The organism is Pseudonocardia alaniniphila, assembly GCF_022524485.1.
Classification (GTDB): Bacteria; Actinomycetota; Actinomycetes; order Mycobacteriales; family Pseudonocardiaceae; genus Pseudonocardia; species Pseudonocardia alaniniphila.
This window is the reverse complement of record NZ_JAKXMK010000006.1, coordinates 61,650-82,946: the sequence shown is the minus strand read 5'-3', so window position 1 is coordinate 82,946 and position 21,297 is coordinate 61,650. Positions and strand designations below refer to the sequence as shown.

Annotated in this window: 21 protein-coding genes and 1 pseudogene; 6 read left to right on the top strand and 16 right to left on the bottom strand. The window is 71.6% G+C overall.

Annotation, left to right across the window (positions count from 1 at the left end):
* Positions 1-74: 74 nt before the first annotated feature.
* Positions 75-881 carry an SDR family NAD(P)-dependent oxidoreductase gene (locus MMF94_RS07200; RefSeq protein WP_241035502.1) on the bottom strand — a complete coding sequence of 269 codons (807 nt, stop codon included), beginning with the start codon at positions 879-881 and terminating at the stop codon, positions 75-77.
* A 40-nt stretch (positions 882-921) separates the two neighbouring features.
* Positions 922-1,440, bottom strand: coding sequence for a 2,4'-dihydroxyacetophenone dioxygenase family protein (locus MMF94_RS07195; RefSeq protein WP_241035501.1), 519 nt, complete (start codon positions 1,438-1,440; stop codon positions 922-924).
* Positions 1,441-1,558: 118 nt separating this feature from the next.
* Here MMF94_RS07195 and MMF94_RS07190 point away from each other — a divergent pair, with 118 nt between their 5' ends.
* Complete coding sequence (locus MMF94_RS07190) at positions 1,559-2,185, top strand: carboxymuconolactone decarboxylase family protein (protein ID WP_241035500.1); 627 nt, start codon at positions 1,559-1,561, stop codon at positions 2,183-2,185.
* Here MMF94_RS07190 and MMF94_RS07185 read toward each other — a convergent pair.
* The 4 genes from MMF94_RS07185 to MMF94_RS07170 are packed head-to-tail and all read right to left on the bottom strand — an operon-like array spanning position 2,182 to position 5,658.
* A complete protein-coding gene (locus MMF94_RS07185; RefSeq protein ID WP_241035499.1) occupies positions 2,182-2,943 on the bottom strand; it encodes an ABC transporter ATP-binding protein in 762 nt (253 codons plus the stop codon). The genes MMF94_RS07190 and MMF94_RS07185 overlap by 4 nt on opposite strands.
* Positions 2,940-3,716: an ABC transporter ATP-binding protein gene (locus MMF94_RS07180; protein ID WP_241035498.1), complete on the bottom strand. Its 777-nt coding sequence runs from the start codon at positions 3,714-3,716 to the stop codon at positions 2,940-2,942. The genes MMF94_RS07185 and MMF94_RS07180 overlap by 4 nt, the downstream gene beginning before the upstream one ends.
* A complete protein-coding gene (locus MMF94_RS07175) occupies positions 3,713-4,768 on the bottom strand; it encodes a branched-chain amino acid ABC transporter permease (protein ID WP_241035497.1) in 1,056 nt (351 codons plus the stop codon). Before MMF94_RS07175 ends, MMF94_RS07180 begins: the two co-directional genes overlap by 4 nt.
* Positions 4,765-5,658 (bottom strand): branched-chain amino acid ABC transporter permease, encoded by an 894-nt coding sequence (locus MMF94_RS07170; protein WP_241035496.1) that lies wholly within the window; start codon positions 5,656-5,658, stop codon positions 4,765-4,767. Before MMF94_RS07170 ends, MMF94_RS07175 begins: the two co-directional genes overlap by 4 nt.
* Positions 5,659-5,822: 164 nt before the next feature.
* Between MMF94_RS07170 and MMF94_RS07165 the strand changes: the two genes are divergently transcribed.
* Both MMF94_RS07165 and MMF94_RS07160 read left to right on the top strand, forming a co-directional pair.
* On the top strand, positions 5,823-7,241 hold the full coding sequence (locus tag MMF94_RS07165; protein WP_241035495.1) for an MFS transporter: 1,419 nt from the start codon (positions 5,823-5,825) through the stop codon (positions 7,239-7,241).
* A gap of 38 nt (positions 7,242-7,279) precedes the next feature.
* Positions 7,280-8,068: an HAD-IIA family hydrolase gene (locus MMF94_RS07160; protein ID WP_241035494.1), complete on the top strand. Its 789-nt coding sequence runs from the start codon at positions 7,280-7,282 to the stop codon at positions 8,066-8,068.
* Positions 8,069-8,077: 9 nt separating this feature from the next.
* Here the strand turns inward: MMF94_RS07160 and MMF94_RS07155 are convergent, their stop codons facing one another.
* Complete coding sequence (locus tag MMF94_RS07155) at positions 8,078-9,043, bottom strand: aldo/keto reductase (protein WP_241035493.1); 966 nt, start codon at positions 9,041-9,043, stop codon at positions 8,078-8,080.
* Between the two features lie 82 nt (positions 9,044-9,125).
* On the opposite strand from MMF94_RS07155, the gene MMF94_RS07150 reads away from it, so the two are divergent.
* A complete protein-coding gene (locus MMF94_RS07150; RefSeq protein ID WP_241035492.1) occupies positions 9,126-9,689 on the top strand; it encodes a TetR/AcrR family transcriptional regulator in 564 nt (187 codons plus the stop codon).
* Positions 9,690-9,692: 3 nt separating this feature from the next.
* Here the strand turns inward: MMF94_RS07150 and MMF94_RS07145 are convergent, their stop codons facing one another.
* From MMF94_RS07145 to MMF94_RS43705, 9 genes and pseudogenes are all read right to left on the bottom strand, one after another.
* Positions 9,693-10,652: a methylenetetrahydrofolate reductase gene (locus tag MMF94_RS07145; RefSeq protein WP_241035491.1), complete on the bottom strand. Its 960-nt coding sequence runs from the start codon at positions 10,650-10,652 to the stop codon at positions 9,693-9,695.
* Between the two features lie 62 nt (positions 10,653-10,714).
* Entirely contained in the window at positions 10,715-11,977 is a 1,263-nt protein-coding gene (locus tag MMF94_RS07140; protein ID WP_241035490.1) for an amidohydrolase family protein, read from the bottom strand.
* Between the two features lie 86 nt (positions 11,978-12,063).
* Positions 12,064-12,384: pseudogene (locus tag MMF94_RS43710) on the bottom strand (creatininase family protein); the annotation flags it as partial.
* Between the two features lie 295 nt (positions 12,385-12,679).
* Positions 12,680-13,732, bottom strand: a complete 1,053-nt coding sequence (locus tag MMF94_RS07135; RefSeq protein ID WP_241035489.1) for a Glu/Leu/Phe/Val dehydrogenase dimerization domain-containing protein — start codon at positions 13,730-13,732, stop codon at positions 12,680-12,682.
* A gap of 138 nt (positions 13,733-13,870) precedes the next feature.
* A complete protein-coding gene (locus tag MMF94_RS07130; protein ID WP_241035488.1) occupies positions 13,871-15,424 on the bottom strand; it encodes a GMC family oxidoreductase in 1,554 nt (517 codons plus the stop codon).
* A 130-nt stretch (positions 15,425-15,554) separates the two neighbouring features.
* Positions 15,555-16,835 (bottom strand): amidohydrolase family protein, encoded by a 1,281-nt coding sequence (locus MMF94_RS07125; RefSeq protein WP_241035487.1) that lies wholly within the window; start codon positions 16,833-16,835, stop codon positions 15,555-15,557.
* 62 nt (positions 16,836-16,897) lie between these two features.
* Positions 16,898-18,241 carry an MFS transporter gene (locus MMF94_RS07120; RefSeq protein ID WP_241035486.1) on the bottom strand — a complete coding sequence of 448 codons (1,344 nt, stop codon included), beginning with the start codon at positions 18,239-18,241 and terminating at the stop codon, positions 16,898-16,900.
* A gap of 34 nt (positions 18,242-18,275) precedes the next feature.
* Complete coding sequence (locus MMF94_RS07115) at positions 18,276-19,439, bottom strand: LLM class flavin-dependent oxidoreductase (RefSeq protein WP_241035485.1); 1,164 nt, start codon at positions 19,437-19,439, stop codon at positions 18,276-18,278.
* Positions 19,440-19,516: 77 nt separating this feature from the next.
* Entirely contained in the window at positions 19,517-19,672 is a 156-nt protein-coding gene (locus tag MMF94_RS43705) for a putative leader peptide (RefSeq protein WP_420852424.1), read from the bottom strand.
* 137 nt (positions 19,673-19,809) lie between these two features.
* Between MMF94_RS43705 and MMF94_RS43700 the strand changes: the two genes are divergently transcribed.
* Both MMF94_RS43700 and MMF94_RS07110 read left to right on the top strand, forming a co-directional pair.
* Entirely contained in the window at positions 19,810-19,911 is a 102-nt protein-coding gene (locus MMF94_RS43700; RefSeq protein WP_420852423.1) for a putative leader peptide, read from the top strand.
* Between the two features lie 74 nt (positions 19,912-19,985).
* Positions 19,986-21,236 carry an ROK family transcriptional regulator gene (locus MMF94_RS07110; protein WP_241035484.1) on the top strand — a complete coding sequence of 417 codons (1,251 nt, stop codon included), beginning with the start codon at positions 19,986-19,988 and terminating at the stop codon, positions 21,234-21,236.
* Positions 21,237-21,297 lie beyond the last annotated feature (61 nt).

Here is a 21,297-nt window from a genome sequence, read left to right as displayed (position 1 = left end):
ACGTGTGTCATCGGTGGGACTCCGATCGGGGTCGGTGCGGGGAGGCGGTGCACATTCGTCGGGGCGGGGGAACGTCAGCCGACGGCGAGGCTCTGGCCGCCGTCGACGGCGAGAGCAACACCCGTGATGAACGAGGCCTCGTCCGAGGCGAGGAAGAGTGCGGCATGGGCGACGTCCCACGCCGTGCCCATCTTGTTGCGCAGCGGCACGTGGGAGTTGCGCTCGGCGATCACCTGCTCGCGGGTGGCGCCGCCGAGCCCGACGCGGTTCTCGATCGCCATGGGGGTGTCCATGAGGCCGGGCAGGATCGCGTTGGCGCGGATGCCGTACTCCGCGTTCCGGATCGCGATGTGCTCGGTCATCGTCACCACGCCCGCCTTGGACGTGCGGTACGCGATGTAGGGATAGTTGATGTTCGCCGCGATCGACGAGATGTTCGTGATCACCCCGCCGCCCTGCTCGCGCATCACGGGGATGGCGTGCTTGCAGGTGAGCACCATGCCCTGCAGGTTGATCGCCGTGACGCGGGCGAAGGCGTCGGCCTCGATCTCGGTGATCGGGGCGTCGCCGCCCGCGATGCTCACGCCGACGTTGTTGTGCAGGATGTCGATCCGGCCGAAGCGTTCGACGCAGGTGGCGAGCATCGCGGCCACGGCGTCCTCGTCGGTGACGTCGGCCTGCACCGCGAGCGCCTTGCCACCCTCGGCCTCGATCTCCGCGACCGTGTCCTGCGCGGCCGCGAGATCGCGGTCGGCCGCCAGCACCGCGGCGCCTTCCCGGGCGAGCAGCACGGCGGTGGCCCGGCCGTTGCCCGCGGTCTGTCCGGGCGTCTGGCCGGCACCGACCACGACCGCCACCTTGCCCGCCACGCGTTGTCCCATGTCGTCGACCCCTTCGTCGCGCGTATCGCCGGACTGCTGACTAGCGGAGGAACTCCTCGACCCGCTCCGCGCCGAGTCCGATCTCCGCGTAGTGCCGCCGTGCGTTCTCGATCTTGGTGAACACGTCCTCGTACCCCGTGGCCCTGCCGTCGGGGTCGACGTAGACGTAGCTGCCCGTGACGTGGAAGAGCGTGATCATCTCCGCGACGCCGTCCGGAACGACGAGCGTGTGGGTCTCCCCCGGCGGCTCGAAGGCGTAGCCGCCCTCGGTCGCCTCCCAGTCGTGCTCCAGGTAGTGCCAGCGGCCGCGCAGCGTGAACGAGTGGACCGGACCGGCGTGGCGGTGCCTCGACAGCACCCCGCTGCGCCGCACCCTGAGCAGGTTCACGAAGTAGCCCTGCGACGGCGAGAGCAGGAGCGGGCGGAACGCGACATCGGGCGCCTGTGGCACCCAGAGCCGATCGTCCGCGTCCAGATCGAGGGCGCCCGGTACGACCAGGTCGGAAACCATGGCGAACGGTTGCCGTCCGCGGAACGGAGCGAGGGCCTCAGTGCTCATCGCGCTACCTCGGGTTTCAAATTATGAACCCTTGCGTCACTACTTGAAGAACGGTAACCATGTGGGCGGCACCGCGTCAACGACTCCGACGACGCCACGAACGATGGAGTTCAAACCGATGGCTCTCGTTCCCTACCTGTCCGAATCCGACCTGGCCGAGGCCGACCGACCGCTCCTCGCCCGCCCCATCAACCTCTTCCGCGCCCTCGCCAACTCCCCCGACGGGCTGCGCCACTTCTCCGTGCTGGGGCAGTGGATCCGGCACGGCTGTGAGCTCGACCCACGGCTGCGTGAGCTCGCAATCCTGCAGGTCGGGCACCTCACGGCCAGCCCGTACGAGTTCAGCCACCACGTGAAGATCGGCTACGACTTCGGCGTGTCCGACGACGACATCACCGCCGTCCTCGCCGCCACGGCGGGACGGGAGCACGGGCTCGGCCCGGTGGAGACGGCCGTGCTCACCGCGGCCAGACAGATCACCACCGACGGCCGGATGGCCGACGAGACCTGGGCGACGCTCGAGGAGCACCTCGGGCGGGCCCGCCTGGTCGACCTGGTCATCATCATCTCGTTCTACAACGCGGTGATCCGCATCCTCGGCACCCTGCAGATCGACGTCGAGCCCGACTACGAGCGTTATCTCGAGGCATTCCCGCTCCCCGATCAGCCGCCCGTCCTGAGTTCCGCCGACGGGCGGGCGGCTGGGGATGCATCGGGCAACGGCCATCGCGAGAGCGCCGGCTAGAGGCCGAGGTAGGCCCGCTTGAGGTAGTCACTTTCCAGCAGCTCCTCGCGGGAGCCGCGGAAAGTGACTACCCCGGTGGTCAGCACGATCGCCCGCTCGATCACCTCGAGGGCCTGCGTGGCGTTCTGCTCGATGAGCAGGATCGACACGTCGAGCTCGCGGTGGATGCGCGCCAGCCGCTCGAACATCTCCTCGACGATCACGGGGGCGAGCCCGAGGGAGGGTTCGTCCAGCATCAGCAGCCGGGGCTTCAACATCAGGGCGCGCCCCACCGCGAGCATCTGCTGCTCGCCGCCGCTCAGCGAACCGGCCGGCTGTGTCGCACGTTCCGCGAGCCTCGGGAACAGGGAGAAGACCTCGTCGAGGAGCTGGGCGCGTGACACGGCAGGCGGCGTCACGTAGGCGCCGAGAGCGAGGTTGTCCCGCACCGTGAGCGACGGGAAGACGCGCCTGCGCTCCGGCACGTGGGCGATCCCCGCCGCCGCGATGCGGTGCGGTGGGAGGCCGAGCACCGAGTTCTCGCCGAGCGAGATCGTGCCCTCGGACGGGCGGACGAGGCCGGAGATCGCCTTCAGCAACGTCGACTTGCCGGCTCCGTTGGCGCCGAGCACGCCCATGAACTCGCCGGGCCGCAGCTCGAAGGACACGTCGACGAGCGCGCGGATGTTGCCGTAGGCGACCGAGAGCCCGTCCACCCGCAGCGGGGCCGCCGCGGCCGACGCCGATCGGCCTGCCCGTGCCGACCAGGGGATCCTCATGACGGCTCCCCGAACGTCCGGGCCGCCTGCGGGCCCAGGTAGGCCGCCACCACCTGCGGGTCACGCATGACCTCCTGCGGCGCGCCCTGCGCGATCAACGCCCCGTGGTCGAGCACGAGGACGCGGTGGCTCAGCTCCATGATCACCTTCAGCACGTGCTCGATGACGATGATGGTCAGGCCCTGCGCGCCCAGCTGCCGGACGACGCCGATGATGTCGAGGGTCTCCTCCTGGTTGAGCCCGCTCATCATCTCGTCGAGCAGCAGCAACCGTGGCCGCAGCGCCAGTGCGCGGGCGATCTCCACGCGCTTCTGGTCGGCGAGGGGAAGGGCGCCGACCTCGGCGTTCATCAGCGACCCCATGGACAGCAGCTCCGCCACCTCGTCCGCCCGGTGAGCCGCCGCGGTCAGTGACCGGCAGACCGTGCTCGCCGCGAGCGTGACGTTCTCCGCCACGCTCATCGCCCGGAACAGTCGCACCGACTGGAACGTGCGGGCGATGCCGAGCCGGGCCACCCGCTCGGGTGGCAGCCCGCTGACGACGGTCTCCCCCAGCGTGATCGTGCCCGACGTGGGGCGCACCGCTCCGGCCACGGCGTTGAAGCTCGTGGTCTTGCCTGCGCCGTTGGGGCCGATGATCCCGAGGAGCTCTCCCTCGGCCACCGAGAAGCTCACGGCGTTCACGGCCACCAGGCCGCCGAAGCGCACTGTCAGCTCGTCGACCTGCAGCAGCGATGCGCCGGTCGGCGCCACCTGAACGGCGGGTGTGGTCATCCGGCGCTCCCCTCCCGGGTCGCAGCCGCCCCCGTCGGCTGGGGAGCGGGAGCCGACGGCGGGGAGGTGAGCCCCACGCGGGGAACCCGGCGGCGCAACGACATGAGCCCGCGGGGCTCCACCCACAGGATCACGAGCACGACCAGCGCGTAGACCACCAGGTTGAACCCGGCCGGGTACGCGGAGAGCTGCGAGTTCAGCAACTGCTGCAGCGGCACGAGCAGTACGGCCCCGATCACCGGGCCCCAGAGCCTGCCGGCCCCGCCGACGAACGCGATCACCGCGATCTGCGTGGCCAGCGCGGCGCCGAAGGCGCTGTCCGGGTCGATGAACCCGATGTACTGGACGTACACGGATCCGGCCAGCGCGCCCGGGACGGCGCTGATGGCCAGGCCGGCGAGCTTCACCCGGAACGCCAGCACGCCGCAGGCCTGGGCCGCCTCCTGATCGACGGCGATGGCCCGCAGCTGCAGGCCCAGCCGGGAGCGTTGCACGAGCCACCCACCGGCGAACGCCAGCGCCGCCAGCACCAGCGCGATGTAGTAGAAGACGAGCTTGTCCGAGAAGGCGAACGAGCCGGGGTCGTCACCGAGCAGCGGGAGGGTGAGCCCGACCTCGCCCCCGGTGAACTGCTCGTAGTGGCCGGTCAGGATGGCGAAGACCAGCGTCAGGGCGAACGTGGCGAGCGAGAAGTAGATCCCGCGCAGGCGCAGCGTGACCGCTCCCAGCAGCAGGGCGACGACGACCGCGATCACCACTCCGAGTACGAGCCCGACGTAGGCGTTGCCGCCGTACTCGGCCTGCAGGAGCGCCGAGGAGTAGGCGCCCAGGCCGAAGAAGATGCTGTGGCCGAAGGAGATCTGGCCGCCGAATCCGCTGATCACGTTCCAGCCCAGCGAGGCGGCCATGAAGATCAGCGTCAGGGTGGCGACGCTGAGGACGAAGTACGTCTGGATGAACCAGAGCGGCAGGCTCGCGACGAGCACGAGGACGGCGACGCTCAGGCCCCCGGTGGAGCGCGCCGCGCGTGTGATCCGATCGCGCCCGATCATGCGTGGGCCCTCCGTCCGGCGAGGATGCCCTGTGGGCGGAACAGCAGCACGAGCACGAACGCGAGGAACAGTCCGACGTCCTGCAGGTCGACGGCCACGTAGATCGCGGTGACCTGCTGGATCACCCCGACCAGGAGCCCGGCGACGAACGCGCCGACCACGTTGCCGAGCCCACCCATCACGACTGTGACGAACGCGATGATCAGGAAGCTGCCGCCGGTGGTGGGGGTCACCGGGTAGTAGGTGGCGAGAACGCAGCCCGCCACTCCGGTCAGCATGATCCCGACGCTGAAGCTCACCGCGTACACGCGGTCGGGATCGATGCCGACCATGGCCGCCATGTCCCGGTCGTCGACGGTGGCCCGGATCGCCTTCCCGTACAGCGTGCGCTGCAGCGCGACGTAGAGGATCAGGAACACCAGGAGCGCGATCAGGAACGACACCAGCCGCGCCTGGGCGATGAACACCCCGAACACGTCGTAGACGCCGGGCAGCACGCCCTGCACGGCGCGTGGGGCCGGGCCGAAGAGCATGAGCAGCCCGTTGGAGATCAGGATCGACACCGCCAGCGTGAGCACGAGCTGGCCGTGCTGCGCATCGACCGCGCTGATACCGGTGATCGACAGCGTCCGCCGGACGATGACCCGGTGGACGATCGCGCCGAGCAACAGCGACCCGATCGCCACGGGCACGATTCCCAGAAGCGGGCTCAGGCCGAGCCATGTGAAGAGCAGCACTGCCCCGAACATGCCGAGCGTCACGAAGTCGCCGTGCGCGAAGTTGATGACCCGGGTGATGCCGAAGATCAGAGTGAGGCCGCTGCTGAAGAGCCCGTACAGCCCGCCCACCAGAATGCCGCTGACCAGCGTCTGCACGAGTGTCGTCACCACGGGATCACGCTCCGCCGTTGGACCGAGGATCAAGAACCGGGACGCACTTTTCACAATATGAACGTCTAGAATACGTTATGAAGACGCTAATCACACATGCGGATGCGCGTCAAGACCTTGCAAGTCCTTTGCTTGCTTAGCGTCAAGCAATTAATATCCGAGCCATGCTTCGCTCCCTGCCCGCCGATGGTTCGCTCACACAGGATCAACGACAGGGCGAGGAGCCCCTACCACGGCGCTGGACCGTCTTCGCCGTGATCGCGATCGCCCTGCTGATGGCCTCGATCGACCAGACGTCGGTGGCCACGGCACTCCCCGCGATCCAGAATGACCTCGGCGGCTCCCTGGCGTGGAGCAGCTGGACGATCACCGTCTACGCGCTCGGCCAGATCATGTCCATGCCGATCGCCGGCAAGCTGAGCGACCAGTTCGGGCGCAAGACGATCTTCCTCATCGCGATCACGATGTTCACCGTGACCTCGCTGTGCGCGGGGATGGCGGGCGATATCGCCACCCTCATCATCGTGCGCATGTTCCAGGGCCTGGCCGCCGGAGCGATCGTTCCGTCCGCCACGGGCATCGTCGCCGACGTGTTCGGGCGCGATCGCGACCGGGCCATCGGCATGTTCACCAGCATCTTCCCGATCGGCGCGATCATCGGGCCCGTCGTCGGCGGTGTGCTGGTCACCTACACCTCCTGGCGGGCGATCTTCTTGATCAACCTCCCGTTCGGCGTGCTGCTCGTGGTGCTGGTGGCCGTCCTGATCCGCACGGCACCGCGCACCACGGCCGCCGCCCCGATCGACCTGCGGGGAATCGGGCTGCTCTGTGGACTGCTCCTGTCCACGATGACCGCGATCACCGCGCTGGGCACGCCCGGAAACCTGCGTCTGCAGATCATCGCGGCCGTGATCGCAGCGGTGGTGGCAGCGGTGCTCTGCTGGCGGTTCCTGCGCCACGCCCGCCGCGATCCCCATGCCGTGGTGCCGATGCGGCTCCTGCGCGGCCGCACCTTCGGAACGATGAACATGGTCAACGTGATGTTCGGTGCGGCGGCGCTCGGGTTCGGCACGCTGGTGCCGATCTACGCCGAGGACCGCTACGGCATCGCCCCGCTCGCCGCGGGTGGCCTGCTGGCGATCCGGGCGCTCGGGATGATCAGCCTCTCGGGGCTGTCGGTGTTCCTGCTGCGCCGCACCGGCCACCGGATCCTCATGGTCGCAGGCTTCGTCCTCATGGTCGTCGGGCTGGTACTGCTGGCCCTGCCCCCTCAGGGCCTCCCGCCGCAGGCATGGCTCTCGATCGCCGCGGGGATCACCGGACTCGGCATGGGCATGGCGGCGCCGGCCAGCAACAACGCCTCCCTGCACCTCGCGCCCCGCGAGATCTCGGCGATCACCGGGCTGCGCGGGATGTTCCGCCAGTCCGGCGCGATCGTGTCGATCACGGTCACCACGGCACTGCTGTCGGTCAGCGCAACGCCGGGGATCACGCAGGCCTACATCTTCGGCGTGTTCGCCGTGATCCTGTTGGCCGCGGTCCCCCTGATCGTGTCGATGCCCGACCATCGGGGCAGCTGGTGAGGCCTTCGTGGGGGCCCACCCGCGGGTAACGTGCCGCCATGGACACCGTGCGCGGGGTGCTGATCGACATCGACGGCGTACTGACGGTGTCCTGGGAACCGCTGGACGGCGCTGTCGACGCCCTGCGCGCCATCCGTGACGCCGGGCTCCCGGTCGCGCTGGTCACCAACACGACGTCGCGCACGCGGCAGCGGATCGCCGCCACGCTCGTCGATGCCGGGTTCCCGGTGGCCCAGCAGGACGTCCTCACCGCGCCGGCCGCCACGGCCGCATACCTGCGCGAGCACCGTCCTGATGCGGCGTGCCTGCTGCTGAACAGCGGTGACGTCGACGAGGACCTCGAAGGCGTGCGGCTCGTCTCGGGGCCCGGCGCGGAACCGGACGTGGTGGTGCTGGGTGGGGCCGGCCCGGAGTTCGGCTACGAGGCCCTCAACGAGGTGTTCGGCCACCTCCAGCGCGGAGCCGAGCTGCTCGCCATGCACCGCAACCTGTTCTGGCGCACCGACGCCGGGATGCAACTCGACAGCGGCGCCTTCCTGGTGGGGCTGGAGCACGCCGCCGGCACCGAGGCCGTAGTGCTCGGCAAGCCCGCGGAGGCGTTCTTCGCCGCCGCCCTCCTCGGTCTCGGCGTCAGCGCCGGGGAGGCGGTGATGATCGGCGACGACGTGGAGTCCGACGTGCTCGGCGCGCAGGCCCACGGGCTCACCGGCGTGCTCGTGCGCACCGGGAAGTTCCGCCCGGACGCCGAGGACGGCGTCGACGGGCATCGCCCGCAGTACGTCGTCGACTCGATCGCCGACGTGCCCGCGCTGCTCGGCCTGGGCTGAGCACGATCGCTAGCCGCCGCACCGCCGCGAGACCTCGTCGAGTCGTGCGAGCTCCCGGTCCGTGAGGTCGAGCTCCATCGCAGCAGCGCTCTCCTTCGCCTGCTGCGGCTTCGACGCTCCGGGGATCGCCACGACCGTCTCGCCGTAGAAGCGGATCAGCCAGCTGAGCGCGGCCTGCCCCGCCGACACGCCGTACGCCCGGCCGATCGCGCCCAGCTCGTCGATCAGGGGCGCGGTGCGCGCGAGCCCTCGTGAACCCAGGCCGACCAGGAACCGCCGCACCCACGGGAGCGAACGCACTCGGCCGGGGTCGGCGTGGAAGACCCCCGCGAGGAGGCCGGTACGCAACGGCGAGTAGGCGATGAGCGTGATCCCGAGACGCCGCGCGGTGTCCAGTACGCCGTTCCGTTCGATCGCCCGGTGCAGGAGGCTGATCTGCACCTGGTTGGAGGCGAGCGCCACCCCCTCCGACCGCAGCAGCACGCTCGCCCTCTCCATCTGGCGTGCCGAGAAGTTGCTGACGCCGACGGCGCCCACCCGTCCGGCCCGGGCCAACCGCGCCATCTCCACGAGCTGCCGCGACACGGGCGAGAGGCTGCCGTAGGGCATGTGGATCTGGTGGAGGTCGATCGGGAACCCCTGTAGCGACGTGAGCCGGGCGTCCAGCGTTCTGCCGATGTTCGCCGCCGCGCGGCCCGCGGGCGCCCATTTCGTCGCAACGGTCACCGAGCCCGGGGCGACCTCCCGCTCGCGCAACGCCGTGGTCAGCGCCCGCTCAGACCGTCCACGGCCGTACATCTCGGCCGTGTCGAACCAGGTGATCCCCCCGTCCAGCGCCGCGCCCACCACCGACGTGACCGCCGGCTGATCGAGGGCCCGGTAGAAGCGCTCGACGAGCCCGGATCCCGAGAACTGCATGCAGCCCAGGCCCACCGGTGTGATCTCGACCCCGGTGGCCCCTAGTCGTCGCATCATGACCCCTCCTCCCATTTGAGACATTAATGTCTCAAAACGAGACGTGCCCGTCAACGAATGAGACGTCCGTATGCTGATCCGCATGGTCCGGCAGTCATCCCTCCACGATCGCGTCGCCACGGGCATCCTCGACACGGCAGCCGACGTGCTCGCCAGGCGCGGAGAGGCGGCGAGCATGGCCGAGATCGCCGACGCCGCGGGCGTCGGGCGTGCCACCCTCTACCGCTACTTTCCCAACCGGGACGCCCTGATCCGAGGGTTGACCGCGGCGGCGGTCACGGAGCTCTGCGACCGGATCGCCGACGCCGAACTCGGCAGCGTCGCCGTGCCCGAGGGAGTCGCGCGGGTCACGCGGGGCTTCATCGGTGCGGGCAGCAAGTACGGCGCCCTCCTCCAGACGCTGCGCAAGCAGCCCGCCGACCAGGCCGATCTCGACACGAAGCTCGGCGAACCGGTACGCGAGCTGCTCCGACGCGGGATCGCCGACGGCACGCTGCGGGCCGACATCCCGGTGCCGGTGCTGTTCGATCTCTTCACCGGCCTGCTGGAGCGAGCCCTCCACCTGGTGGTGCGGGACGAGCTCGGGGTGGAGCAGGCGAGCAGCGCGATGCTCACCGTCTTCCTCGACGGTGCGCGCACCGGATGACGGTCAGCGCCCAGCTCCCAGTGCGCGGCCGACGGCGGCCATCGACCTGGCCAGCAGCGTCTCGGCGCCACCCGTGGCCACCCCGTTCAGCACCACCCCGGCCACCCCGGCCACGGTGAGCAGCTCCCGTGCATGACACACCGCAGCCTCGATGCCGGCGGCCACCGGGTCGCCGGCCCGGCGGACCGAGTCGGCGAGACCGGCCGGGAGCACCGCCGCGGCGAAGGACGCCATCACCCGTGCCCCGTACTCGTCGACGATGACGGGGACGGCGGGCAGCACGGGGACATCCGCACCCGCCGCACGGGCGGACCGGACGAATGCGGCCACGTCCTGTGCCTCCCCGCAGAACTGGAGCAGGCAGAGTCGCGCCCCGGCCCGGACCTTCTGGGCAAGACGCCCGCCTCGCCGTTCGACCGGTGGCGCCGCGGGCGACTCCGCGACGGAGACGAGCAGCCCGGCGGCCCGGGCACGAGGGACGAGCTCGTGGGACTCCAGGTCGAACACCGCCGCCGCGTCCGGACGGTGACCGGTGAACGTGTGGTCACCGGTGACGCAGTGGACGCCGGCCACCCCCGCGTGGGCGAGCGCGGCGATCTCGCCCTCCAGCGCGACCCGGTTGCGGTCGCGGCAGTTCAGCCCCGCCCATACCGGGATGCCGCGCTCCTGCACCAGCATCGCGTGGTACGCGGGCGGGAACTGCACCCTCGCCGCCGGCATGTCCCCGGTCAGCACCGCGTCGACCGAGCCCCCCAGCACCTCCGCGGTGTCGGCGACCGAACGCGCGTCCAGTGCGGCCGCCGGCATCCCGGAGATCACCACCGGCCGCCGGCGCATGAGGTCGCGGAACGCCCGGCCCGCAGCACCCGGTTCGGCATCCGCCTGCGGCATCCCGGGCCAGGGCACGACGGGATCGTGCAGGAACACGCACGGCTCGGGGCCGATCTCGCACGACCCGTCCACGCCGACTCCCCCGCACGGCCCGTAGGTCATGTGCTTGGGACAGGCGTGGCCCGGCCGGTCGGTCACGGCAGGACGTCCGGTTCCTGTCCACCAGGCCCCAGCACCGGGTACACCCCCGCCTCGCGGGCGGCCCGGCCGATCCACTCGTGCAGGGCGCCGTCCACGTCCGCGCCGAGCGGGCTCGTACAGCGGCCGTCCGAGCTCACCATGCGACCTCCCACGTACACCTGCTTCAGGTTGCGCTGCCCACACGCCATCACGTAAGTGGCGTAGACATCCCAGACCGGGCCCGTGCCGGGCGCCCGGTGGTCGACCACCACGAAGTCGGCGAACTTGCCGACCTCCAGGCTCCCGACGCGATCGGCCACGCCGAGCACCTCCGCCGAGCCGAGCGTGTGCATCCGCAGTACCTCGCGGGGCAGGAGCACCGACGCGTCGGTGTGCAGGGCGCGCATCGTGTACATGCCGATGCGCATGTTGCCGAAGGGGTCGGACTGGTCGGTGCACGACTGGTCGTCGAGCCCCATCCCGATGCGCATCCCGGCGCGTGAGTACCGCACGACGTCGGCGATCCCCGAGCCGAGCCGCCCGTTCGACGTGGCCTGCCAGACCATCGCGCAGCCCGCCTCCGCCGCAGCCGCCACCATCTCGTCGGTGGGGTGCACGAAGTGACCCAGCAGGAGGGCCGGCCCGAGCACCCCGGCGTCGGCGTACCAGGCGAACTTCTCGCGCTGCACCGCGAGCTCCTCGGCGGTCTCGAGGAAATGCGCCTGGTTGCCGATCCCGTGCTCCCGCATCACCTGGGCCTCCAGCTCGGCGGTACGGGGCGTGTCCGCCCACTGCACCGACCCGAAGACCGATGTACCGAGATGGTGGTCGGGCGGCGTCCGCCCTGCCGACGCCGCGACCATGTCCGCGAACTCCGCGAGCACCTCGCGTTCGGGCCCGACCCCGTCGTCGAGCCGGATCGCGTTCACCACGCGCAGCCCGGCGTCGGCCGCGCCGTCGAACTGGCGGGTGAGGTACTCGGGCGGGTGCACCACGTCGACAGTGCTCATGCCGGTGGCCGGGTCGAAGACCCTGCTCACCCGCGACTGGGTGAAGTTGTACGCGGTCGTGATGCCGCTGGCGAGGAAGTCGAGCGAGCCGTGCACCGTCGACCAGTACAGCGCCTCGGCGTCCGCGTGCCGGAAGACCTCCGACATGGCCCGCAGCCAGGGATAGAGCGTGGAGGCGGGCGCGATGCCGCGCAGGCCGGAGGTGAACAGGTGCGAGTGCGCGGAGACGAACCCCGGCGCGACGATCGCCCCACCGGCATCGAACACCTCTTCTGCGGGTGTGCCGGCGTCGTCCGGGGGCGGCGCGCCCGGACCGATCCCGCAGATCCGCCCGTTCGCATCGACCTGATCCCCGAGGTCTGCAGGGACCGGCCGATGTCCACCAGGGTGCGCATGAGCGTGTCCCACGAGAGCCAGATCGTGCCCGGCGACCAGTGGTGCTCGTCCGACTTCGTGTAGGCGAGACCGGGGAGGAGCACCACGGGTGCGGAGCCCTGCCGGGCGACCGCCCCGACCGCGGCCTCGGCCGCCTCGGTGGCGGTGACGTAGTCGGTGGACACCGGCAGGTGCGGGCCGTGCTGCTCCACGGCCCCGAGCGGGAGCACCGCGACCGTGCCGGCGGGCAGGGCCGCGATCTGCGGGGCACTGAGGTCGACGAACCGGGGGACGCTCATCACCGCACTCCGATGTTCACGTCGAGCGTTCGTTCGACGTCGCCGCACGCGACCCCGCCACCCGGGAGGCGCCCCCGAGCTGGACGACGATCCGGCTCGTTCCCGACCGTGTGGACTTCTGGCAGGCCGGAACGGACGTGACCCCGCCCGGCCGGACTCGTTTCGTCCTCGACGGCCACGCCGTACGGCCGCACGACTCGCCCGGTGGGACCTGGCGCTGCTTTCCGGTCCTGCCCTGAGCAGGCATGCCCACCCCTCCGATGGCGCGCCCACCTGGATCGACAAGGCTCAGCCGCTACTCCGCCGCTGCGGTGCTGAGCCTGCGCTCCGCGAGTGCCATCGACTCGTGCAGCGGGGTGGTGCCTGCCGTGCGGGCGGCGTCGAGCACGCTGTCCACGGTCTCCTCGATCGCCTCGACCCGCTTCGCGGCTGCCTCGTGGTCGAGACCGCCGACCTCGCGGCTCAGCACGTAGATCACGCCTCCGGCACTCGTCACGAAATCGGGGACCCACACCGTTCCGGCGTCGGCGAGCAGCTGCGCGACCGAGTCGCTGGTCACCTGGTTGTTCGCCGGCCCGATGATGAGCGGCACGTCGAGAGCGGCCACGCTCCGCGGGTTGAGCACCCCGCCCACCGCGGCGGGCACGAGCACGTCGGCCGGGGTCAGGAGCGCCCGGTCCGGATCCACCCAGCCGTACCCCGCGTTCTTCGCCTCCGCGCGCTTCTGGTCGTCGACATCGGAGACGACGACCATGGCCCCCTGCGCGGAGAGGTCGGCGGCGAGCCGCGACCCGACAGAGCCGAACCCGGCGATCACCACCCGCCGGCCCGACAGCGACTCCGAGCCGAAGACGTGCCGGGCGCCGGCCCGCAGAGCGGCCTGGACGCCGAGCGCTGTGGGCGTGCCCGAGCTCCCGGTGCCACCGTGCTCCTGTGGCAGGCAGAACGAGTAGGGAGTGACGTCGCGGATGACCATCATGTCGTCGGGCCCGGTGCCCACGTCGGGTCCCACGCAGTAGCTCCCGTCGAACCCGGCGACGATCTCGGCCACGTCGAGGAGCATGTCGTGGCGTACCTGGGGGGTCAGTACCGTTCCCATCGGCAGCGCGACGACGGTTTTCCCGCCCCCGTACTCGAGACCGGCGGCCGCGCACTTGTACGTCATCGCCTCCGAGAGGCGCATCGCATCCGCCGTGCCGTCACGCCAGCTGGGATAGGTCCAGATACGGCAACCGCCCACCGCGGGGCCGAGCGTCCGCGAGTGCACCGCGACCGTGATGGCGGCACCGGATCGGCGGCCACGCCGGATCACGACTTCCTCGTGCTGCAGGGCACCGTACTCGGACATCGACTACCTCAGCTCTCGGAGATGATGGTCTGGACGAGCGGACATCGCCTCCACCCTGCGCTGTTCGGCCATCGATGACCAACGCGGATCACAGCTACCGGCCATCGCGATGGGTGCTGACGTGAGAGTGGGGGTTGGTCAGCCTGCCCTGACGAGATCCGCGGCCCGCTCCGCGATGCCGTAGACGGTGGCGTTGGTGTTGGCCGACGCGATGGAGGGCATGACGGAGGCGTCGGCCACCCGTAGCCCGTCGATCCCGCGCACCCGCAGCTCGGTGTCGACCACCGCCAAGGAGTCGGTGCCGATGCGGCACGAACCGACCTGGTGGGAGTAGGTCCGCAGGCTCCGGAACAGATAGCGGCGCACGGCCTCGTCGTCATCCGCGTGCACCCCGGGCCCCGGGAGCACCTCCTCCGCCCGCCACGGAGCCAACGCGGCTGCGCGGCCGATGGCCCGGGCGATGCGCAGGCCAGCGGCCATGACCTCGACGTCCCGGGGATCGCCGTAGTAGTTCGGGTCCAGCAGCGGCGCCGCGTCGGGCCCGGCACCCGACAGCCGCACCGAGCCACGACTGCTGGGGGTCATGGCACCGAGGGCGACGCTGTAGGCCTGGCCCGGCACCGGAAGCGCGGGCGGCAGGGCAGGTGCGAAATACGGGATCTCCAGCACCTGGAACTGCAGGTCCGGCCCGTCCTGCGCCAGGTGGCTGCTGGCCAGCCCGATCATCTCCGCATGGTTGTGCGTTCCGGCCGGGATCGGCACGGGCGAGCTGTAGACCACGGTCGAGCGCGGATGGTCGTGCACGTTGGATCCGACGCCGGGCAGGTCCAGCACGACGTCGACGCCGACCTCACGAAGGTGTGCCTGCGGGCCGATCCCCGAGAGCATCAGCAGCTGCGGGGAACCCACCGTGCCCGCCGTCAGCACGACCTCGCCGGTGCAGGCCGCGGTGTGCAGGGCACTACCGACGCTGTACTCGACGCCCGTGCACCGCCCGCCGGACAGGAGCAGCCGGTGGGCCAGCGCGTCGGTCACCACGTCGAGGTTCGGCCGCTGTAGCACAGGGACGAGATAGGCGTCGGCCGCGCTCTGGCGCCTGCCGTTCACGATGTTCAGGTCACACCAGCCGAAGCCCTCCTCCAGCCCGGCGTTGATGTCGTCCGCCAGCGAATGCCCTGCCTCCGCCGCCGCGGCCAGCCCGGCCGCCGCCACCGGGTGCGGCGACCGCGCCGGCCCGACCGTCAGCGGACCGTCGACGCCTCGCAGCGCCGGATCGCGCCCCTCGGTGTGCTCGCTGCGCCGCAGGTACGGGAGCAGGTCGTCGAACCCCCAGCCCTTCGCACCTGCCGCGGGCCAGGCGTCGTAGGACGAGCGGTGCCCACGGATGAAACACATGCCGTTGATCGCGGAGGACCCACCCAGGACCTTCCCGCGCGGCCAGGGAATGACCGTGCCGGTCGCGCCCTGCACCACGGTGGTACCCGCCCAGTCGACCGACGTGCCCTGCAGGGCAGGCCACCCGGTCGGCACCGCCACGGCGGGCGGCGGTTGCCCGCTGCCTGCTTCGATCAGCAGCACCCGTACGTCCGGGTTCTCGGACAACCGCGCAGCGATCACGCAACCCGCGGTGCCCGCACCCACCACCACGTAGTCGTACCCCGGTCCCGCACCGCTATCCGCGTTGTCGGCCACGCCACAAGTTCACGCCCGGCGCCCCCGTCGGTGCTGCGGCTTATGGCCAACCTCACGGATTCGAGGCGCTGACCACGGTGGATCCGATCTCGATGGTGGAATCGGGCACGTTGCCCGGACCGCGCCGACCTCAGCCGGCCGCGCGTGAGGCGAGCAGCGCGCGCAGCGCCCTCGCAACCTCGGTCTCGGGGCGGGAAACCAGCTGCCCGTCGCGCACCACCACCCGCCCGGCCACGACGACATGGCGCGGCCTGCGGCCGGGCGCGGCCCAGAGCAGTCCGGCGAGCGGGTCGGCCACACCGGCATCGGCGACGCCGGTGACGTCCCAGCAGACGAGGTCGGCGGCGCACCCGGGCTCGAGACGCCCGAGCTCCGCACGACCCAGGCCCACGGCCGACCCCGCGGTGGCCCAGGCCAGGACCTCCCGAGCGCTCACCGGGCGGCCCGCCAGCGGTGCGACCTGCAGTGCGAGCCGGGCGTCGGCCAGCAGATGGCCTGCGTCGTTGCTGCCTCCGCCGCTCGTGCCGAGACCGATGGTGACCCCGGCATCGCTCAGCGCCGCCATCGGCGCCACCCCCCACCCCATCGGCAGGTCGCAGCCCGGTGCGTGGGTGGCGCTCACGCCGGTCGCAGCGAGCCGGGCGATCTCGCCGGGCGTCACGCCGCAGAGGTGCGCGAGCGTGACGTCGGGGGCGAGCCAGCCCCACTCGTCGAGCAGTTCCAGCGGCCGCCGCCCGTAGCGCTCCGCAGCCACCTCAACGTCGACCTGCTCGTTCGCCTGGGTGCGCCGGCGTAGCCCGTGGCGCTGCGCCACCTCGCCGAGCAGCGCGAACGTCTCGGGCGCGTCGCTGTGCACCCCCGCAGGGCCCACGGCGACCTGCACCATGCCGGTGGCGTCGCCGCCGAGTCGCGAGGCGATCGCGTCGGCCGACGCCGCCGCGGCCTGCGGGTCGTCGCGGGCGCTGCCGCGAACGAACACCAGACGCGCGCCCAGCTCCGCCGCAGCGGCAGCGACCGCGGACGCCAGCTCCACCCCGTCACCCGCAGGCCAGGTGAGGTGGTGGTCGGCCACCGTCGTCACCCCACACAGCAGCGACTCGGCCAGCCCGACGGATGCCGCCGCATGCGCGAGCCCGCCGTCGACGCCGACCGCCGTGTAGGCGGCCGACATGCGTGGCAACCACTCGCGCATCGGGACGCCCCGCGTGCCCGGAAGGATCCGGAACGCCGACTGCAGCAGGTGATGATGGGCGTTCACCAGGCCCGGCGTGATCACGCAGCCCGAGGCGTCGAGCACCTCCCCCTCGACCTGGCCGCCGGCCACCCGGCCGTCAGGCCCGCACGCGACCTCACCGCCCGGCCGCTCGACCACGCCCGTCCACACCAGGTCGGCCCCACGCACCGTCAGCACGGATCAGTTGTAGCAATCCGCACCGCACCGACCGGCACGGGCCGATCGGTGCCGTCCGGTCGCTACCAGCGCGTTCCCCTCGTCCACTGTGGACGCCAGCGGATCCAGCGCGGCATGAGCACGACGGCGACCAGGCTGATCCCCGCGGTGGCGGCGAGGTAGCCCGCCGCCCACCACGGCGTTCCCGCGCCGAGCACGAGCAAGCCGGTGAGGATCACCGGGGTCAGCCCGGACGCCCAGATGCCGGAGCCCTGGAAGACCAGCGACATCCCCGTATAACGGACGTCGGTGTCGAAGAGCTCGGCGAACAGCGTCGACTCCGCACCGGTCATCAATGCATACCAGACACCGAGCTGCAGCAGCAGGACCACCACGACCAGCCACGTGATCCCGCTGTGCACGGCGAAGAACGACGGCACGACGGTGATCCCGAAACCGGCCACGCCGGTGCCGAACACCCGCCGCCGCCCGTACCGGTCGGCGAGCAGGCCCGCCACCGGCGTCAGCGCCGCCATCAGCAGCGCGCCACCGGTGACGGCCAGCAGCACGACGATCTTGCTCATCCCGACCGTCGCGGTGGCGTAGGTGATGGCGAAGACGCCCCAGGTGTTGAACGCCGCCCCCTCCGCCCAGCGGGCGAGCATCCCCGCCAGGAGGCCCCGGCGGTGGCCGGACGTGCGGAAGACCTGGACGACGGGCGCCCGCGCCGTCCCACCGCTGTCGCGCAGCCTGCGGAACTCCGGCGTCTCGAGAATCCGGAGCCGCACCAGCAGACCGACGACGACCAGCACCACGCTCAGCACGAACGCGACGCGCCACCCGACGGTCAGGAACGCCTGCTCGTCGAGCACCTCGCCGAGCAGGGCGAACACCCCGGTACCCAGCGCGAGCCCGAGACCCAGGCCGATCTGCGGCACGCTGCCGAAGCGGGCGCGCGACCCCGGCGGCGCGTTCTCCACGGCCAGGAGCACCGCGCCGCCCCACTCACCGCCCACGGCCAGGCCCTGCAGCACGCGCAGCACGACGAGCAGCACCGGTGCGGCGACGCCGATCGATGCGTAGGAGGGCAGCAGCCCGATGAGCGCCGTGGCCGCTCCCATCAGCACCATCGTGGCGACGAGCGTCCGCTTGCGGCCGAGCCGGTCGCCGATGTGCCCGAACAGGACGCCGCCGATGGGGCGCGCGACGAACCCCACGGCGAACGTGCCGAAGGCCAGCAGAGTGCCGACGAGCTGGTTGCCGACGGGGAAGAACAGCTGCGGGAACACCAGCCCCGCGGCCGTGGCGTAGAGGAAGAAGTCGTACCACTCGACGGTGGTGCCGACCAGGCTCGCCAGGAGGATGGTGCGGGTCCTGGGCGGTGGCCCGTCCGGCGGCCGTTCTGCGAGGACCGCGGCCGTACTCATCGCTCGCCCTCCCCCGGCACCGGGCGCCGGGCCCTCACTGGGCCGCGGCGAACGGGACGGTCCGCGACTCCGGGACGGACGCGACATCGGCGCCGGGGCGCTTCCAGATCCCGCGTCGCTCGAGGATGGGCAGCACGCCCTCGCCGACCCACCAGGCCTCCTCCAGGTGCGGGTGACCGGACAGGATGAACTCCTCGATGCCCAGCGCGTGGTACTCGGCGATCCGGTCGGCGACCTCGCTGTGGCTGCCCACCAACGCGGTTCCGGCGCCACCGCGGACGAGACCGACGCCCGCCCACAGGTTCGGCGCCACCTCCAGGTTCGCCGTCGACCCGCCGTGCAGGGCGCGCATCCGCCGCTGCCCCTCCGACTCGCTGTGGGCGAGGCCGGCCTGCACGCGCTCGATCGCGGCCGGGTCGATCGCCTCGAGCAGCGACTCGGCGTGCGACCAGGCCTGCTCCGAGGTGTCGCGGGTGATCACGTGCAGCCGGATGCCGAAGCGGATCGTGCGCCCGCGCTTGGCGGCGAGGCGGCGGATCCAGTCGACCTTCTCGGCGACCTGCGCGGGTGGCTCACCCCAGGTCAGGTAGACGTCGGCGTGCTCGGCCGCGACGTCTCCGGCCGCGGGCGACGAGCCCCCGAAGTAGATGGGCGGCACCGGGTCGGGCAGGCGGTCGAGGAACGCGTTCTCGACGCGGACGTGCTCGCCGTCGAGATCGACCTTCTCCCCCCGCCACAACGCCCGCACCACCTGCAGGAACTCGCCGGTGCGGCGGTAGCGGGCGTCCTTGTCCAGGAAGTCGCCGTAGGCCCGCTGTTCGGCGGGCTCGCCGCCGGTGACGACGTTGAGGAGCAGCCGGCCGGCCGAGTGCCGCTGGTAGGTGGCGGCCATCTGCGCGGCGAGCGTCGCCGAGACCGATCCGGGCCGGAACGCCACGAGGAACTTCAGCCGCTCGGTCTCGGCCACCAGCATCGCCGTGGTGAGCCAGGCGTCCTCGCACCACGCCCCTGTCGGTGTGAGGGCACCGACGAAGCCGACCTGCTCGGCGGCCCGTGCCACCTGCGTCAGGTAACCGATCGAGGCCGGCCGGACGCCACCGGCAGAACCGACGCCGACGCCGTGGCCGCCCCCGACGAGCTGGCGGCCGTCGCCGTAGGTGGGCAGGAACCAGTGCGCGGTCAGAGGACCAGGAGACACGGCGAACCTTCTTCAACGATTTTGCGGGGAAGCGCCCGGCCGACGGGCACGGGCAAGAAAAACGGCGGGGCGGCGCGTCAGCCAGGACACACGCAGGACGCGAGTCGGCAGAGGTCGACATGCCGACGTTGCGTGAGCAGAACCCCGTTCACAGTTGCAAGCCGAGCAGACGCGCGGAGTTCGCGCAACCAAATGTGATGTGGGAGTTCGGACCTGCGCTCATGTCGATCCATCGGTTCGAACATTTGCAGCGACATATTCTCATCATTCAGTAGCCGACGGGAAATGTCCGTCGAAATGTCGGGCCCGGAGGAATTCATCAGAAACTGTGACGGCGGCCACTGCCTCCGGCCGGTGCCGCTCTGCGACGATGTCCGGGATGTCCCAGGCCGCCACGCTGAAGGCGCGCCGCCACGTCGACCTCCGTCGGCAGGCGAGCGCGCTCTGTGCGGCGCCCGTGGCGCGCGGCTGATCCACCCCCGCGCGCAACAGGCCGCAGCACCCGTCACGGGCCCGCACGAAGGGCCCACCCAGGCAGGGACATCGATGCACGCTCTCCTCCGCGCCCCCGCCCCGCAGCCCGACGGCGGTGACCAGCTCGCCGGCGACGGCCGTCGCACCGCGACCGCAGCAGTCGTGCTGCGCACGATCCTCGACCACGGGCCGGTGGCCCGCAGCACGGTCGCCCGGCTCACCGGGCTCTCCGCGGCGGCGGTGAGCCGCCAGTCGACCGAGCTCGCCGACCTCGGCCTGATCCGCGAGCGGCCGGTGCGCAGGCCGCGCCCCGCGATCGGGCGCCCGCACGTCCCCGTGGACATCGACACGCGGTCCCACCTGGTCGGCGGGATCCACATCGCGCTGCGCCACACGACGCTCGTGCTGATGGACCTGCGCGGACGGGTGCTCGCCGAGCAGCGGATCCCGCACCGGGACCGCGCAGCGCAGGCCGTGCTCGCCGACGCCGGGGACCGGATGGCCGCGTTCCTCGACGAGCACACCTGCGGGCGCAGGCCACTCGGGGTCGGACTGGCCAGCGGCGGGTGGATCGACCCCGCGCGCGGGGTCGTCGTGCGGCACACGCAGCTGGGCTGGCGCGACGTGCCGGCGCAGGCGGTGCTGGAGGGGAGGCTCGGCCTCCCGGTGCGCGTCGAGAGCCACTCCCGCGCCCTCGCCCGCGCCGAGCAGTTGATGGGCTCCCACCGCACCCGCGCACGGATGAGCCTGGTGCACCTGTTCGTGGGCAACGTGGTCGACGCGGCGATCGTGACGGGCGGGATCGTGCACCACGGTCCCCGGTCTGCGGCGGGCGACGTCAGCCACCTCCCGGTCGGGTCGGGGCCGACGCTCGCGGGTGGGCGTTGCCCCTGCGGACGCACCGGCTGCTTCCAGGCCACGGTGGCCGAACAGGCGCTCGCCGAACACGCCGCCGGCACCGGCCTGCTGCGCGAGGCCCGCTTCCCCGACGTGCTCGCCGCGCTGGAGGCGGACGAGCCGTGGGCTGTCGCGCTGTTCCGCGAACGCGCCCGGCTCGTCGGCCGCGCGGTGGCCCTGCTCCTCGACGTGATCAACCCGGAGATCCTGGTGGTGGCCGAGGCCGGGATCACGCGCAGGCCCGAACTGCTCGACGATCTGCACACCGAGGTGGCGGAGCGCGCGCACGTGGCCGCCGATCCGCGGCGCACCGTGGTGGCGAGTTCGTTCGGAACGCGAACGCTCGGCGTGGCGGCGGGATCGATCGTGTTGCACGAGGCCTACGCGCGCCCCTTGGAGATCGGCCCGCCTCCCGCCCGCACGTGACACACCCCGGCGCGACCAGCGGCGACGTGTTCACCTGGACGGGCGTGTGGCCGGCCGGGGC